This window comes from Bacillus rhizoplanae (genome assembly GCF_917563915.1).
Taxonomy (GTDB): Bacteria; Bacillota; Bacilli; order Bacillales; family Bacillaceae_G; genus Bacillus_A; species Bacillus_A rhizoplanae.
Map to the genome: position 1 here is coordinate 52997 of NZ_CAKJTI010000018.1, position 17358 is coordinate 70354.

Genomic DNA, 17358 nt, shown 5'->3' on the forward strand with positions numbered 1-17358 from the left:
TGTAAAATAATGTAAACACCTTAAACAGAATATGAAATTTTGAATAAACTACCCAAAATTTCATAATAGGACAACATTTTAAACAATGAAGAGCTTACAAAATTCAAGCATGACGCGAATTGTATAATTGGTATGGTACTTGCAATAGAAGAGAGTGAATGAAATCGCTCAAAAAGACTGAATTTTCAGTCTAAAAAGAAAGGAGAGAAACAAGCTAGGAGGGTATACAACGTACAGGAAAATCGAAAGGGGGCTTTTTATGCAAACAAAAATCAAGCAGGAAACGAATAACATGGAGCAATATCACTACAAGCAAGAATTAAGGAGGTCTTTAAAGTTTTTTAGCTCTTTTGCAGTCGCGTTTTCATTTATGTCCATCACAACGGGCATTTTCACAAATTTTGGTTTTGTTTTAAACAATGCGGGGCCCGCAGGTATTTGGACGTGGCCAATCGTATTAGCAGGCCACTTGCTTGTCGCTCTTGTTATTGCCGAATTGGCGGGAAGAATGCCACTCAGCGGCTACTCGTACCAATGGGTAACGCGGCTGGCAAATCAAGGATTAGGTTGGTTTTCCGGCTGGCTCGGATTTTGCTTTTTTGTCATTGTCATTCCTGCCGTCGATTTCGGCCTGGCTCCACTCATTGCTGATGTATTCGGCTGGAATATCGGGGGAAAAAACCTTTTTTACATTGCACTCGCAACCCTACTGCTACAGGCTGCCCTCAACATTTTTGGCGTAAAACTGGCTTCTCGTCTCAATGACATTGCAGTATATACCGAAGTGATCGGTATGGTGGGCATTCTTGTTATTCTTGCTGTTGTTGCGCTATTCACAACTCCGAATTGGGATATGCTAACAAATATTGGCGAGCAGAAAAGCGGCACGTTCCTTGGTGGCTTTGTGATTGCTATGCTAATGGGATCGTGGACCATGGTCGGCTTTGAAGCCGCGGCGAATCTTTCGGAAGAAACAATTGACGCGAGTAAAAATGTACCACGTGCTGTATTTTTCGCGTTACTGATTGGTGGTATCATTGGGTTTGCTTTTCTTTTTACTGTTACAATTTCCATTACGGATTTAGCCGGTGTGACAGCTTCTGCCAACCCGCTTCCACTTATTATTAAAACAAAGCTCGGCCAATTCATCGGCACTTTGTTTATGCTTCTTGTTATCATTTCCATTTTTGCATGTGGATTAATCGGAATGGCTTCCGCTTCCCGTGTCATTTATGCAATGGCGCGGGACGATGTATTTTTTGCTTCACGTTATTTTAAAAAGGTAAACCCAGGAACATCCGTACCGGTAAATGCGATTTTGCTTGTATTAGTTCTCGATATTATAGCAATCCTATTCTCTGATTCTTTAACTTTACTAGTCGGGTCAACATCTGTTGTTCTTACCGCTTTATACTTCATAACAGTTTTAGCTTACTATTTGCGTAGAAAAGATTTGCCTGACGCGGAGACGTTCAATTTAGGGAAATGGAGAGCATCTGTCACGTATGGCGCTTTAATATGGCTCGTGTTCGAAATGGGGGTATTGACTATCCCTGATATGTTTCATGGAGTGGCAATTGTAGGCGGAACACTATTTGCAACGGGAGCTCTTGTATATTTTGTGTTGTTCCGAAGCAAGATTAAAGCAGGAAAAATCGGGATTCAAAATACAAACATTGATGAAGAGCACTCGTAAGTAATCCCCCCGTTACTGAAGTGAACCCTAAAAATGGACAAACATCAAAACACTGAAATTACCTGTTTGCTATATTCTTTAGTGGACAGGTAGTTTCATTTTTCTTGAATTCGCACACAATTAATTGTAGTAATTAAGTGTTTATCCCAGTGCTCATCAAAGCATCTCCTTTCATGCTGTGAAGTGATCAATAAGTTTAGAGTTACATTTCAAATTATTACTGCTAGAAAGTACATACAACTAGAAATAAAGTAAAACTTCCGTCAGTGGGGGTTAGCTAAAATAGTTCGATAAATCTACGTGCTGCTTTGGAAAGATATCGTTGTTTAAGCCAAACTAATGCTGTCTCTGATTGAAGAGAGGAATCTAGGATATCCAATACTCTAATTCCAATATTACGAAATGTAGATACTGAAGATTTAGGAAGTATACTTGCTCCAATGCCAGCTTCAACTAAAGAAAGAAGTATATTAACATCTGGACATTCGCACAAAATATTTGGCTGGAATTCGAATCGTTCACATTCTTCTATAATTCTTTCATACACTCCCTCTCCCTTCGTTCTGTGGACTAGCAATAAAGGTATGTCTTCAATCTCTTTCATTTGAATAGCTTCTTTTGAATGGAAAGTTTGCCAATCCTTCGGTACCACAAAAACAAATGATTCCATTCCCAAAGGAATCATAGAAAGACCTTCCATTTCCAAAGGAAGACGAACAATGGCAAGTTCAATATTGCGGTTTTCCAACTGTTTACCCAATTCAACTTGATCTCCTCCCCACAGTTTAAATGAAACCATTGGATAGTTTTCATGGAAATATTGAATTCTTTTAGGCAGATAAGAAACACATGAGACAACTGTACCAATGGATAGAGAACCCCTGATTCCTTCACCAGCTTCTTTTACTTCTAATATCGACTCCTCAAATAAGTTTAAAATATTCTGGGCTTTTTTATATAGAACTTTGCCCGCCTCAGTGAGTTCCATGGTCTTCCCATTTCTTTTTCGTTCTAATAGTACGGCACCAATCTCTTCTTCCATAAGTCGAAGTTGCTGGCTTAATGGGGGTTGTGCCATGTGAAGTTTTTTGGCAGCACGAGAAATTTGTCCTTCTTCAGCAATGATACGAAAATAGCGTAATTGTCTTATATCCATCGTTTCCCTCCATAATATATATGATTTTGATATATATAAGTAACATTATAGATATTTTCCATATAAATATATAGGTGATAATATAAGTAAGCAAATAAAATAGAATGAAAATAATTCAAACATGGGTTTTAATGTTTGTTTGATGAGAAAGACCAAAACGTAGGAGTTTAATATTAATTATATGGGAGGTGGAAATATTGGATAAACCCCGATTATGGACTAGGGATTTTATCAGTATTGCCATTACTAATTTTCTTGTGTTTACAACATTTTATTATTTGTTAGTTACACTGCCGATATATGCTTTAAAAGAATTGCATGGTGCCGAATCTGAAGCAGGACTTATTACTACAGTTTTTTTGATCGCATCCATCCTAACACGCCCATTTGCAGGTAAATGGATCGAAAAGGCAGGAAAGTATATCGTTTTTATAAGTTCCCTCCTTGTTCTTTTCGCAGCTTCAATTTTGTATCTTATTCCACAATCTGTTATTGGCTTGCTAACTCTTCGCTTGTTTCATGGAATTGGCTTTGGAATGGCAACAACGGCCGCTGGAGCAATTGTGGCCGATCTCATCCCGGAATCCCGCAAAGGAGAAGGGATGGGGTACTATGGACTAACGCTAAATCTTGGTATGGCTATTGGTCCCCTTTTAGGTTTGACTGTTATGCAACAAGCAGGGACAAATGTAATGTTTATCATAAATGCATTATGTGCTCTCTTTGCACTCGTTGCAGGATTATTCGTTAAATTACCTAAGAAAACTGTTATGCCAGAACGGGCAATTGAACAAAAAACAAGTATGAAAATTGGAGATTATTTGGAGAAATCCGCCATTCCTGTATCATTGGTTTCAGCTTTCTTTGCACTCATTTATTCGGGAATTGTTTCCTTCGTATCCATATATGCTAAAGAGCAAGGTTTAGTGGAAGCTGCTGGTTATTTCTTTGTTGTGTACGCAGTTGTCCTTTTAATTTCCCGGCCATCTACTGGAAAATGGTTTGATTTATTTGGGGCAAATATTATAATTTATCCCGCTATTTTATGCTTTGCAGTCGGTACGTTCTTATTGAGTGTATCGAATACGTCCTTGTTATTTCTTTCAGCAGCAGCCCTTATTGGATTAGGTTGGGGAACCGTGTTTCCTAGTCTTCAAACCATTGCGATTCAAGTAGCACCTCCTAAAAAGAGGGCATTGGCTACGGCTACATTCCTTTCTGTATTCGATTTTGGGTTCGGTATTGGATCATTTATCTTTGGTGTTGCAGCAGCTAAAATTGATCATGGCTCATTATATTTTTATTGTTCATTCTTTATAATAATCGGAATTGGGGTTTACTATTTACTGCATGGTAGAATATCTCCACGTTCTATTGCGAAAAAGGAAAAGATTTCTTAGGGTATTTTTAATTTATGAAATATAATGGAGTGGTGTATGAACTAGTGACAAATTACTCTTTACGTGCATACAAATAAAAATGTTTTGAACAAAGTACTTAAAATTATTTTTAATTATAAAACAAAAAAGCATGACATAAGCTGTCATGCTTTTTATCATATGTTGTTGGTTTGTAATAAAGTTTGATCAAAATTAATTGAACCGAATCCCGAATAGTGGACACTTTAAAAAAAGTGGACCTATTCAGGGTTTAGTTCACCCTTAATAATCCGATTTTTTATTTCCGCCAAAAAGTTGAACAGTCTGCCTTATCCAAAATATTAAACTCGATCATTTTCTCAAGTAATTCGTAATTTACTGGCTCATTCCACGGAATTCGAAACAAGCCTTTGGTAGCGCTGTAGCCAGCTTGTACAATGTCATCGGCAAAGTGCGCAATGCCTACTTCCTCGGGTGAAACGCTCAAATGATGTTTCGCTGTGGAAAAGCCGATGATAAATGTGCCGTGATCGGTAAACATTGGCGTATTCCACTTGATTTGCGCTTCCAAATTTGGGAATTCATTAGCAACCCACGCCAAAATTTCCTCTGTTCGGCCCTGGTGGTCGGGGTTATCGATACCTGCTAAATATTTTAAAAAAACTTCCATGTCATTCTCTCCTAAAATAAAAAATTATTTTTGAACGATGTAATTTTTCATGCCAATACGCCATGACATCAATTCCACCATTTGCAACCCCATCCGTATCTTTGGCAGGATACTTAGACACTCAGTTTGTAATCTAACCTCATTGTGTGTATATATAATAAAGTTGTTTAATTTTGCTCTTAAAGATACAGCAATTACCTACCGATAGATTTGATAGATGGTATTAAACGACTTTATTGTCACTGCACACCAATTCCTACTCCTCGGCCTTCTTTCATCCACTTATCAACTTTAGATGTTCTCGTTCTCTTAGACAAAAAAAACACCTCTTTAGATAATCATATCTAGCGGGGTGAAACGGTGCAACTTTTTAAAAACAGTTAACCTTTTTTCAAAGCCACAAAATATTGTTCCATTTAAAAAATGTATTAGACTGAACTTTATTGATACAATCCTATTCTTTCTTCTATTCTCACCTCAACTCATAAAATAAAGATTTAGATTCATCATTATATGTCATGAATAGATAATAGATTGTATTAAAATAAAGTATTAGACTAAATAGCAGATATGCGATTTTTATACGGGGGGTGCTGACGGCAAAATGCGTATTTTATACGCTAAGGATATGCATGATTTCATGCAGGCTACGAGAACAATTTGAACTGCCAAATGCTGTCGTGACAGGGCTGTATGAAACCCTGCATACAGTGGAGGGAACAGGAGGCTGGCAAACTCTTGGTATGAATGGATTTTTGGGATATGATTACTGCTGATAATGTTACGTTATGTTAACCTCACATGTATACAGTATACAAAATTCAATTGACACAATACTCTTATTCATCTTTTTTATTCGGTTCTTGGATTTGAAGGAGCTCAACAAAAACATTTAGCATGTCCTGTATTGGAGTTCGTTAGGATATTCCATATTTTCAAATACAAAACGTAACAAAAACGAACGTTTATGTTACAAATATCACTGAAAAATAACATTTGGTAAATAATGTATTTCTGTGACCTAGTTTTGCACGTACCTCGGCTGAACCCCCACTATGGGATAAACTTGGTGGGAAAATCATCCTAGCACTAAAAAACACGTTAGAAACCTGATTCTAACGTGTTTTTTCTCTAGTTAAATGCGATTATGGTCAGCCTTCCAATCCTTGATAGATTTCTTAATGTCATCCGGCTTTAGCCCTTCGGCAAAGGTTTTTTTACACAAATCTGCAAACTCATTGTCGCTAGCGAATCGTAACGCGACAATTTGACCCATACTGAGGACAGGATCGAGCAACTTTCCGGTTAGTACATAATAACGAAGACTTTCTTCTGCTCGAATTGCCCGGTCTTGCGCCTTTAGTGCATAGATTCTTACAAGCGCTGCAACGATAACGATAATAATCATAATCAATACAAGAATAACAGCTTGAAGAATATTAGTTCCCGCATTAATAGCACGAACCATATTTATAATTGCACCTACCAACGTTCCTAAAACTAAAAGTGTCAATACATAATGATACACAGGATGCATACGAGTATGGTTCTTATAATTTTGAGATTGCATGTATTTCCCTCCTATTCTCTATCTTATGTACTCCCATTTAAATATATAACTCGCAACGACAAACGCACCAATGAGGCATCTACAATATTAATAGGAACACATACTACAAATTCTCCTCTGATTGTTTATAAAAAACTTCCGATAACAAAAATTATGTGAACACAAAAGTCCCTCAGTTAAACAGTCTGGGGGACTTTTAATAGTCTTTTAAATACATTGAATCCCGATAATGATGCGTTATGTTAACCTTACATGTATAGAGTATACAGGATTCTTTGTTCAATTAAAGAAACAGTATAGTGAAAGAAAGGTCTTAGGATTTACATACAAAATTATTTAATGTGAAGAAAAGGAGGTAAAGAAAATGAACCATAATTTTTATCGTTCATTATTTCCTATACTAGATACGCATACACATCTAGCTAGTTGCTCTCAAGGTGCATTAGCAAAGTCTATTTCAGAAGGTATTGAGGAATATCATAAGAGCCTACTTCTGTCCGGTAGTAATTGGAATGAAGCGATAAGGAAAATCGATGAGACTAGAATAAAATTTGCCGAACTTATTGGGGCTGAAACGGATGAGGTTGCTGTATTATCTTCTGTTTCTAATGCCATTTCTGCCATTGCAACTTCTCTTCCTTATCAGCAAGAGAAGAATAAAATCGTGTTTACAGATATAGATTTTCCAACTGTTGGTCATATATGGTTTGCACAAGAACCATTTAAAGATAATATCTCCATAATTCGTTCTTCTAATGGGGAAATACCTCTAGAACAATATGAAAAAGAAATAACAACTGACACGCTTATTACATGTATTCCCCATGTAAACTATTACAACGGATATAAGCAAAATGTTAAAGAGATTGCTGATATTGTGCATAGAAAAGGCTCGCTTTTATTCCTCGATGCTTACCAATCAGCAGGACATACTCCGATTAATGTGAAAGAGATGGAGATTGATATACTAGCAACGGGAACTCGTAAATACATGTTAGGAATTCCTGGCGTAGCATTTTTGTATATAAAAAAAGAACTGGCAGAACAATTGAGACCAAGAGTTACTGGATGGCTAGGACAAGAACAAGCATCTTCATTTAACATTTATAATCCTGTTTTTGCAAGGGGAGCTCGTCGTTTTGAAACGGGTACGCCTTCTTTTATAAGTATTTATGCAGCCTACGAGGCACTAAAATTGCTACTGGAGGTTGGGATAGATAATATTGAAAGCTATTTAAAAGAACTAACCCAATTCACCATACACTACGGACAAGAAAAAGGGTTACATCTTATTGGACCATTATCTACTGATGATAGAACAAGTCTGATGCCTTTTTATATTGAAAATGCATCAAATGTGGAAAAGATATTAAGGGACAAAAAAATTATTGTTTCTGCAAGAAAAGATGTAATAAGAATTGCTCCTCATTTCTATAACACTAAAGATGAAATAAAATATGCAATAGATGAACTTGCGATCTTAACAAGTGGAGATTAAGCAAATATATTTACTTCCTCTTTCGGGATTTATGGAAACAAAAGGTGTTTTCACGTATGGAAAACACCTTTTCAGTCTACATCTATTTTTTAACAGTCTAATACTTTATTCTATAGTCTAAAACATTTTTTTAATGAAACAAATATCTATCAAATTACCAAACTCTTACTCAACAGTAACTGACTTAGCTAAGTTACGAGGCTTATCAACGTCACACTCACGGTGAAGTGCTGCATAGTATGCAATTAACTGTAATGGAATAACTGCTACAAGCGGTGCTAGTGCTTCGTGTACAGCTGGTACGATGAAGCGGTCGCCTTCCATTTCTAAGCCTTTCATTGCGATGATGCAAGGGTTTGCTCCGCGTGCTGCTACTTCTTTTACGTTACCGCGAATACCAAGGTTTACGTGCTCTTGAGTAGCAAGTGCGATAACTGGTGTACCTTTTTCAATTAACGCGATTGTACCGTGTTTTAACTCTCCACCAGCAAAGCCTTCTGCTTGGATGTAAGAGATTTCTTTTAGCTTTAATGCGCCTTCTAAACCAACATAGAAGTCAACACCGCGGCCAATGAAGAAACAGTTGCGTGTTGTTGCTAAGTATTCTTTTGCAATTGCATCCATTTCATCTTTTTGATTGCAAAGTACTTCCATCGCGTTTGCAACAAGACCAAGTTCTTGGATTAAATCAAAGTCAACTGCTAAACCTTTTGCTTTTGTAATGTCAGCTGCTAAAATCGCTAGTACTGCAAGCTGTGCTGTGTATGCCTTTGTAGAAGCTACTGCGATTTCTGGGCCAGCATGTAATGGTAATGTATAATCAGCTTCACGAGACAGTGTAGAACCTGGCACGTTTGTAATTGTTAATGCTTTATGTCCCATTTCATTTGTTTGCACAAGTACTGCACGGCTATCTGCAGTCTCACCACTTTGTGAAATGTAAATAAAGAATGGTTTTTCTGTTAATAATGGCATGTTGTAAGAAAATTCACTTGCTACATGTACTTCTACTGGTACTTTTGCAAAACTCTCAATGAATTGTTTTCCAACAAGACCCGCATGATAACTCGTTCCACATGCGATAATATAGATACGATCACTTTCTAAAATCGCATCACGAATCTCTTTATCTAGTTCGATTTCGCCATCTTCATTTTGGTACTTTTGAATAATATTACGGATTACAAGCGGCTGTTCATCAATTTCTTTTAGCATGAAATGAGGATATGTTCCTTTTTCAATGTCACTTGCATCTAATTCTGCTGTAAATGGTGCACGATCAATCGTTTTACCTTGTAAATTTTGAATTGTAATCTTTTCTTTTGTTACAAAAACCATTTCTTTATCCATTAGCTCGATAAATTGATCTGTAACTTGTAGCATTGCCATTGCATCACTTGCAACAACATTAAAGTTATCTCCAGTACCCACTAATAGCGGGCTTTTGTTTTTAGCAACATAAATCATGTCTGGGTTTTCTGCATCAAGTAATGCCAATGCATATGAACCGTGTAATAATGTTAACGTTTTACGGAATGCTTCTTCTACCGTCAAACCTGTCTTCACTTGTTTTTCTACAAGCTGAACGATTACTTCTGTATCTGTTTCACTTACAAAGTTCACATCTTGAAGATATTCATTCTTTAATAGCTCATAGTTTTCAATTACACCGTTATGCACAAGGGTAAAGCGCTCTGAAGCACTTTGATGTGGATGTGCGTTTACCTGACTTGGTACGCCATGAGTTGCCCAACGTGTATGACCGATTCCCACGTTAGCTGCTACATTTTCATCCACGATTTCGCGAAGCTTTGCAATGCGACCTTTTTCTTTAAATACAACAACGCCATTCGCTGCTTGCACTGCAATACCAGCTGAATCATATCCGCGGTATTCTAGCTTCTCTAAACCTTTTAATAAAATTTCCTTTGCATCTTGTTCACCAATAAATCCTACGATTCCACACATGTTTTGTCGCCGTTACAACATGCTTACATTCTCACATAAACATGTAACGACATAGTCCGATCCTTATTATTCATACACAAAAAACGGATTTTACATATCGCTAGCTTTGTAAGCTTGTAACGGCTTTCACCTTCCTCTCTCTTTGGTTTCAGTCCGTATACTTCATACTGCTAGTGTAATCCGTTCCTCTTCTCTCATCACACTTTCACCTTTGTCCATTGAGTCACCCCAATGCTTTAAGTAAAAGTTTTCGGTTGTGATGAACAACCGGGAGCCATCCGCCGAAATCTCGATAAACTCCTCCTCGTCAACTACGTCTCAGGTAGTTCTGGCGCTTCTTACTTCAATCTATTTTGCCGAGAAAAAGAACAAAATCATCTTATAACAAATGGAATAAATCGTCAATGAAATTTTTTTCATTACAGATAAACATTATATGCAGAAGGAGCACATTTTGTGCTCCTTTTTATCATAAAATTCGCCTATTATTCAGCTCCAACTTCTACTTTTACAACTTCTACAATACGGCTTACGTATTGATTACAAAGATCTTGTGTTGGCGCCTCTGCCATAACACGAATTAATGGCTCTGTACCAGAAGGACGAACAAGAATACGCCCATCACCATTCATCTCTTCCTCTACAACACGAATGATTTCTTTAATTTTTTCATTTTCTAATGCTTGTTTTTTATCTGTTACACGAACATTCACAAGTAATTGCGGGAATTTTTTCATTTCACTTGCAAGCTCAGATAATGATTTTTTCGTCATTTTCATAATGTTAACAAGTTGAAGTGCACTTAACATTCCATCGCCAGTTGTAATGTAATCTAAGAAAATAATATGACCAGATTGTTCACCGCCGAGGTTATAGCCACCACGTTTCATTTCTTCCATTACGTAACGGTCACCAACAGCTGTTTGATCACTTGTAATGCCATTTGCTTCTAATGCTTTATAGAAACCTAAATTACTCATGACTGTCGAAACAACTGTATTATGTTTTAATTTTCCAGATTCGCTCATATATTTTGCACAAATGTACATAATTTGATCGCCATCTACAATATTTCCTTTTTCGTCAACAGCAATTAAACGGTCACCATCTCCGTCAAATGCTAGACCGATATCAGCACCTTTTTCTTTCACAAACTCTGCTAATACTTCTGGGTGCGTAGAACCTACGCCCTCGTTAATATTCATACCATTTGGCGCTGTTCCCATTGTCGAGATATCCGCTTCTAAATCAGCAAATAAATACGGTGCTAAGGAAGATGTCGCACCGTGCGCACAATCTAATGCGATATGTAAGCCCGCAAAATCTTCATCTACAGTTTGTTTAATGTATTGTAAGTATTTTTGTCCGCCCTCAAAGTAGTCATTTACTTGACCTAATGCTGTACCCACAGGACGTGGAAGCTCATCTATTTCTTTATCTAATAATACTTCGATTTCTTCCTCTTGCTCGTCTGTTAATTTAAATCCGTCTGGACCAAAGAACTTAATTCCATTATCTTGTACAGGATTATGAGATGCAGAAATCATCACGCCAGCTTGCGCATCTAACGCTTTTGTTAAGTATGCAACTCCAGGGGTAGAAATAACACCAAGGCGCATTACTTCTGCTCCAATTGATAATAATCCAGCTACTAAAGCACCTTCTAACATATGTCCAGACACACGTGTATCACGGCCGATAATAACTTTTGGACGCTCTGTATTCTTTGTTAATACGTAGCCACCAAATCGCCCAATTTTAAATGCTAATTCCGGCGTTAATTCTTTATTCGCAATACCGCGTACGCCGTCAGTACCAAAATATTTTCCCATTACTATTCGCTCCTTCTTTCTTGCTCATTTCCTTTATCCGGCTTCTGCTCCGGCTGCTCCGGCTGACCTTGTACTTCTTTTCCTGTTTCTTCTTTCTTTGCAAGTTCTACCTTCGCATTCTTTTGTTTTAATTCTAATGTGACATTATCGGGACCAGTAATTTGAATTGGAACATCGTGTGTTCCTACATCCATATTTCCTAAATTAATTGATGCTTTAATCTGTGCTGCATTTACTTTTTCTACAGCACTTGCATCCCCAAAAATATCAACACTGATTTTCCCATTTGCCGGGTCTAATAATTTCATTGTTAATAAATCCGATAATCCATTTACCTGCAAAGGAATACCGTCTATTGTTTTGCTCTGTTGCTTTTGTACTTCAACTGTTACCTTTACTTGACTAGGTTCTGCTTTTGTAACACCTTTAGGTAAAGAAACAGAGGCATCGAAGGTTGTAGACTCTGTAATTTTACTTAAGTCTACTTCGACGCCATCAAGAGATGTAATATTATCAAGTACTTCTTTTGAACCATAAATCGTTACTTCACTGGGTTCAACTTTTATATTCGTTACAGATATCCCTTCTTGTAAGCTCCCTTTTTTCGTTACACCTAAGGGAACTGTTTTTTCAGGTGATGAAATTGGTATAGTGACATTGACAGTAGAAGAACCTGTTTTCAAATCCAAACGATTCCCCTCTTTATCATACAATACAATTTTCGCCTCTTTTGTGACCGTTTTATTAACACCCTTCAAATCAACATACGCTCGCACAAGTGCAATTCGCGAAAGCTCTTCCTCTGTACCTGATACTTCAACAGTACTTGGCTTTACAATAGGTTTGTCTACAATCGTTCCTGCCTGTAGTTGGTTCTCATTTAAATACTTCACTTCTACAGGAAAAGATTTTACTTCTTTCTTTTGAATTGTAACTTTTATTTTCGCTGGCTGAACCTTTAAATGTAAATTGCTCGGAACACCGCTATATTTTAAAGGAATCTCATATGTCCCCGGTGTATACCCTCGTAAATTGACAAATACCTCATACTGTCGTTTTACTTTAGCTGCAGCTACAACATTATTTTGTCCTTCAAGAGTAACTGTTACATTTTCTGGAATACCACTTACAATATACTTATCTTCGTCATAGTAAGCAGATACCGGAACTCCAGATATTGTTTCTGTTGTATCTCCTACAGGAAAAGGCGATGGATTAAAATCACCTGATACATTTTTATCTAGGTTTGTTGACATGTAAAGCATGATTGCCAACAATAATGAAATTCCCCTTAAAAACCAATGGTTATCCATTAACTTATCCATGACGTTTTCTCCTCCAATTCCATAAAGATGAAGAAGATTCTTTTATATTTCCACTTAGCTCTTTCATAAGCATTTCCTTTAATTGTTCACTTTTCAAATCACGATGTAATTCACCGTTTTTTGTTAAGGAAATTTGCCCAGTTTCTTCTGACACAACAATTGTCAAACTGTCTGTTACTTCACTTACTCCCATCGCTGCCCGGTGACGCGTTCCTAATTCTTTAGAAATAAATGGGCTTTCTGATAATGGTAAGTAACAACCAGCTGCTTTAATAATATCTCCTTGCATAATGACTGCCCCATCATGAAGAGGTGTATTCGGTATAAAGATATTAATTAATAGCTCTGATGAAATATTTGCATTTAATGGGATTCCTGTTTCAATGTAATCCCCCATACCAGTCTCTCTAGCCATTGTAATAAGCGCACCGATGCGACGTTTCCCCATATATTCTGTGGCCTTTACAACATCATTGACGACAGACTCCTGTTCATCATCCTCTTTATTACTTCCACGTGAAAATAAACTTCCTCGTCCAAGCTGCTCAAGGGCACGTCTTAACTCTGGTTGAAAAATGATAATAATCGCTAAAAATCCCCAAGTTAATGCTTGATCCATAAGCCATTGCAAGGTATGCAATTCAAAAACATAACTTAAAATGCGAACAATAATAATTACCGTAATCCCTTTCAAAAGTTGTACAGCTTTTGTACCACGGATTACAAGAATTAATTTATATATAACAAACCATACAAGGCCGATATCTACTATAGTGCTGAGATATTTCAAAAAAACATTCATATCTCCAAAAGGCATTCTGACCCTTCCTCCATCTATATGTAATTTACAACAATTAGTTAATTATAACATACATTATATGAACTACAATTTCAAACCTCCTTCCTAAACCTGACAATACATTCGTTAGATATCAGACTTTAAAAAGGGAGGTATTAACATTCTTTGTTGCTGTACCTTTATTTTAAAATAAAAAAAACAGCTTTTCAGCTGTTTTTTAAAATTATTTCAACTTTTCACCAAATAAAGATCCCATTAATGCAACAGCTGCAATTGCAGTTTTATTTCTTTCATCTAAAATTGGATTCACTTCCACAAACTCAGCAGATGTAATAATACCTGATTCAGCAAGCATTTCCATTGCTAAATGGCTTTCACGATACGATAATCCACCCATAACCGGAGTACCCACGCCAGGTGCATCATGTGGATCGAGACCATCTAAATCTAAAGATAAATGTACACCATCTGTATGTGATAAGTATGCAATTGTTTCTTCCATAACTGCCGTCATTCCCATACGATCAATTTCATGCATAGTGAAAACTTTAATACCCTCTTTCTGAATAAATTCTTTCTCTCCATCATCTAAAGAACGAGCACCAATGATAACCACATTTTCTTTTTTCACTTTCGGATACTCACCGTATAAATTAACAAGTGATGGATGACCATGACCTAAGCTTGCAGCTAATGACATGCCATGAATATTACCAGATGGAGAAGTTTCTTCTGTATTTAAATCTCCATGCGCATCATACCAAATAACGCCAAGATTTTTATAATGCATTGCAATTCCAGCAAGTGTTCCAATTGCAATGCTATGATCGCCGCCCAACACAAGCGGGAAACTTTTTTTCTCAATAATAGTATCAACTTTACTTGCTAGTTCGTTACATACTTTTACAACTTGTTCAAGATTTTTTAACTTTTCATTTTCATTTATTTGAAATTCTCTTTCAATGCATATATCCCCTAAGTCTTCCACGTTATATCCTATACTTTGAATTCTTTCAACAACTCCAGCATAACGAATTGCACTCGCTCCCATATCAACACCGCGGCGCGTTTGTCCTAAATCCATTGGTACTCCCACAATTGAAACTTCTTTCTTCATAGATGATCTCCCCCTTTTATGCTTTCACTAAATATTTTAAATCTTTTCTATTGTCTGACTCAACTTGACATTTTTTTGTATTTATATACACTTAATACAATATAAAGAGGTGATAAAATTAGATTTTTCCGTTCAAATATGCATAAAAAAAACATCTCTTACGAATAGAGATGTTTTTGTAATCCAAGTTTCCATACAGCTGCAATATTTCGTGCTGTTATATAAATATTTTCTTTTCCCATTTCATATGCTTCTTCTAATGTCATTACTCCTGAAACAATGCTAAATACAGCATCAACACCTTCTTTATAAATAGGAGTATGATTCGAATGAACAGCTCCAGCAATTGCAATAACAGGAAGATTATACTCTTTAGCACGTTTTGCCACTCCTATAGGTGCTTTCCCATACACTGTCTGTTCATCAATTCGTCCTTCTCCCGTAATCACTAAATCTGCATCTTGCAAATGAACATTAAAATTCGTGTAATCAAGTATAATATCAATACCTTTTCTAAGGATGCCATGTAAAAAGGCAACGATAGCCGCTCCAAGTCCGCCCGCAGCACCTGCTCCCGGAATAAATTCAATATCAATATGAAGAGTTTGTTTGATTAATTGGGCATAATGCTTCAAATTACAGTCTAACCTCTCTACCATCTCGTCTGTGGCACCTTTTTGTCTTCCAAATACAAACGATGCCCCTGTTCCTCCTGTTAACGGATTCGCAACATCACAAGCTGCCTCAATTTTAACCTTCTTTAAACGAGAATCTAACTGTGACATATCAAAAGAAGTAATAGAATCTAAATTCCCGCCATTCGGCTCTATAACACGATTATCGCTATCAAAAAAACGCACACCTAAAGCAGATAACATTCCTGCTCCTCCATCATTTGTAGCACTTCCCCCAAGCCCTAAAACAATATGATGAACTCCTTGTTCTAGCGCGTGTAAAATAAGTTCTCCTGTTCCCCTTGTTGTCGTTAGGAGTGGATTCCTTTTATCAAGTGGAACATGGTGTAAACCAGAGGCAGCTGCCATTTCAATAAAAGCGGTCCGTTTATCTGAGGAGAGGCCGTAAAATCCTTCTACTACATTTCCTAATGGACCTGTAACAGGAATATTCACGATTCTTCCCTGTGTTGCATCAACAAGAGCTTGTACTGTCCCTTCCCCACCATCTGCAATAGGAATTTTTATATACTCTGCTTCTGGATATATAGAGCGAAATCCTTTCTCTACTGCTTCACATACTTCTAATGCAGTTAAACTTTCTTTATAAGAATCAGACGCAATGATAATCTTCACATGAAACAACTCCCTTTCACTGTATGCAAACCACTAAACATATTACAAGATATATCTCGCTCTAATTTACCAAAAATAAGCTAGCGGAATAAAGTGAAACTTCCATCAGTGGGGATTTTCTTCATCCCCCATCTATCTTCTTCGCCTCCCTCTCAATCTTGAGGTGGGAGTCTTACTGCCCGTTAATGCGGGATAAAGTAAAACTTTCATCAGTAAATCTTCATTCCTCACTGATAGAAAACTCTAACATACCGCACACGAGTCGCAGGGGATAAACAAAAAAGCTTGAAATCCAGTATTGGACTTCAAGCTTTTCTTTTATGTGTATGGAGCCTAGCGGGATCGAACCGCTGACCTCCTGCGTGCAAGGCAGGCGCTCTCCCAGCTGAGCTAAGGCCCCAGGTTGGAGCGGAAGACGGGATTCGAACCCGCGACCCCAACCTTGGCAAGGTTGTATTCTACCACTGAACTACTTCCGCAAAAATGGTGAGCCATGAAGGACTCGAACCTTCGACCCTCTGATTAAAAGTCAGATGCTCTACCAACTGAGCTAATGGCTCTTAAATGGCTGGGCTAGCTGGATTCGAACCAGCGCATGACGGAGTCAAAGTCCGTTGCCTTACCGCTTGGCTATAGCCCATCGATTTAATCGAATAAATTAACAACTTTGAGGATATCACTTAAATTCGCTTCACAAGATTTTTCAGTGAAGAAATATATTTTATCATATCCTCTAACAAAAAAAACAACTTCCATCTATTAGAAGTTTAAATGGCGGTCCCGACCGGGATCGAACCGGCGATCTCCTGCGTGACAGGCAGGCATGTTAACCACTACACCACGGGACCATTTGGTTGCGGGGACAGGATTTGAACCTGCGACCTTCGGGTTATGAGCCCGACGAGCTACCAGACTGCTCCACCCCGCGATGATAATAAAGCCTGGCAACGTCCTACTCTCACAGGGACAAAGTCCCAACTACCATCGGCGCTAGAGAGCTTAACTTCCGTGTTCGGTATGGGAACGGGTGTGACCTCT

The 17358-nt window shown here is 37.5% G+C and carries 12 protein-coding genes, 6 tRNA genes and 1 rRNA gene; 3 read left to right on the forward strand and 16 right to left on the reverse strand.

Features of this window, described 5'->3' with window-relative positions; all coding sequences use genetic code 11:
• The first annotated feature begins 259 nt into the window (after nucleotides 1-259).
• Nucleotides 260-1696, forward strand: a complete 1437-nt coding sequence (locus LRP84_RS15510; RefSeq protein ID WP_230575908.1) for an APC family permease — start codon at nucleotides 260-262, stop codon at nucleotides 1694-1696.
• 277 nt (nucleotides 1697-1973) lie between these two features.
• On the opposite strand, the gene LRP84_RS15515 is transcribed toward LRP84_RS15510, so the two are convergent.
• The gene (locus LRP84_RS15515) at nucleotides 1974-2852 is read right to left on the reverse strand and encodes a LysR family transcriptional regulator (protein WP_230575909.1); all 879 of its coding nucleotides are present in this window, start codon (nucleotides 2850-2852) and stop codon (nucleotides 1974-1976) included.
• A 197-nt stretch (nucleotides 2853-3049) separates the two neighbouring features.
• Between LRP84_RS15515 and LRP84_RS15520 the strand changes: the two genes are divergently transcribed.
• Entirely contained in the window at nucleotides 3050-4252 is a 1203-nt protein-coding gene (locus tag LRP84_RS15520) for an MFS transporter (RefSeq protein WP_230575910.1), read from the forward strand.
• A 277-nt stretch (nucleotides 4253-4529) separates the two neighbouring features.
• Here LRP84_RS15520 and LRP84_RS15525 read toward each other — a convergent pair whose 3' ends face one another.
• Both LRP84_RS15525 and LRP84_RS15530 read right to left on the reverse strand, forming a co-directional pair.
• Nucleotides 4530-4901, reverse strand: coding sequence for an iron chaperone (locus LRP84_RS15525; protein ID WP_230575911.1), 372 nt, complete (start codon nucleotides 4899-4901; stop codon nucleotides 4530-4532).
• A gap of 1135 nt (nucleotides 4902-6036) precedes the next feature.
• The gene (locus LRP84_RS15530; RefSeq protein WP_230575912.1) at nucleotides 6037-6471 is read right to left on the reverse strand and encodes a DUF6526 family protein; all 435 of its coding nucleotides are present in this window, start codon (nucleotides 6469-6471) and stop codon (nucleotides 6037-6039) included.
• A 364-nt stretch (nucleotides 6472-6835) separates the two neighbouring features.
• Here LRP84_RS15530 and LRP84_RS15535 point away from each other — a divergent pair, with 364 nt between their 5' ends.
• The gene (locus LRP84_RS15535) at nucleotides 6836-7969 is read left to right on the forward strand and encodes an aminotransferase class V-fold PLP-dependent enzyme (RefSeq protein ID WP_230575913.1); all 1134 of its coding nucleotides are present in this window, start codon (nucleotides 6836-6838) and stop codon (nucleotides 7967-7969) included.
• Nucleotides 7970-8134: 165 nt separating this feature from the next.
• Here LRP84_RS15535 and glmS read toward each other — a convergent pair whose 3' ends face one another.
• The 13 genes from glmS to rrf all read right to left on the reverse strand — a co-directional run.
• Nucleotides 8135-9937, reverse strand: coding sequence for a glutamine--fructose-6-phosphate transaminase (isomerizing) (glmS, locus tag LRP84_RS15540; protein WP_230575914.1), 1803 nt, complete (start codon nucleotides 9935-9937; stop codon nucleotides 8135-8137).
• A gap of 485 nt (nucleotides 9938-10422) precedes the next feature.
• Complete coding sequence (glmM, locus tag LRP84_RS15545) at nucleotides 10423-11769, reverse strand: phosphoglucosamine mutase (RefSeq protein WP_230575915.1); 1347 nt, start codon at nucleotides 11767-11769, stop codon at nucleotides 10423-10425.
• A 2-nt stretch (nucleotides 11770-11771) separates the two neighbouring features.
• Nucleotides 11772-13094, reverse strand: a complete 1323-nt coding sequence (locus tag LRP84_RS15550) for a CdaR family protein (protein WP_230575916.1) — start codon at nucleotides 13092-13094, stop codon at nucleotides 11772-11774.
• Nucleotides 13087-13911 carry a diadenylate cyclase CdaA gene (gene cdaA / locus LRP84_RS15555; protein WP_230575917.1) on the reverse strand — a complete coding sequence of 275 codons (825 nt, stop codon included), beginning with the start codon at nucleotides 13909-13911 and terminating at the stop codon, nucleotides 13087-13089. The genes LRP84_RS15550 and cdaA overlap by 8 nt, the downstream gene beginning before the upstream one ends.
• Nucleotides 13912-14116: 205 nt before the next feature.
• Nucleotides 14117-15010: an arginase gene (gene rocF, locus LRP84_RS15560; RefSeq protein WP_230575918.1), complete on the reverse strand. Its 894-nt coding sequence runs from the start codon at nucleotides 15008-15010 to the stop codon at nucleotides 14117-14119.
• 158 nt (nucleotides 15011-15168) lie between these two features.
• Nucleotides 15169-16320: a glycerate kinase gene (locus tag LRP84_RS15565; protein WP_230575919.1), complete on the reverse strand. Its 1152-nt coding sequence runs from the start codon at nucleotides 16318-16320 to the stop codon at nucleotides 15169-15171.
• Between the two features lie 327 nt (nucleotides 16321-16647).
• A tRNA-Ala gene (locus LRP84_RS15570) sits at nucleotides 16648-16720 on the reverse strand.
• A gap of 4 nt (nucleotides 16721-16724) precedes the next feature.
• Nucleotides 16725-16799 (reverse strand) — tRNA-Gly (locus LRP84_RS15575).
• Nucleotides 16800-16804: 5 nt separating this feature from the next.
• A tRNA-Lys gene (locus LRP84_RS15580) sits at nucleotides 16805-16880 on the reverse strand.
• Nucleotides 16881-16885: 5 nt separating this feature from the next.
• Nucleotides 16886-16960, reverse strand: a tRNA-Gln gene (locus LRP84_RS15585).
• A gap of 132 nt (nucleotides 16961-17092) precedes the next feature.
• A tRNA-Asp gene (locus LRP84_RS15590) sits at nucleotides 17093-17168 on the reverse strand.
• 3 nt (nucleotides 17169-17171) lie between these two features.
• Nucleotides 17172-17248, reverse strand: a tRNA-Met gene (locus LRP84_RS15595).
• Between the two features lie 11 nt (nucleotides 17249-17259).
• A 5S ribosomal RNA gene (gene rrf / locus LRP84_RS15600) occupies nucleotides 17260-17358 on the reverse strand; the annotation flags it as partial.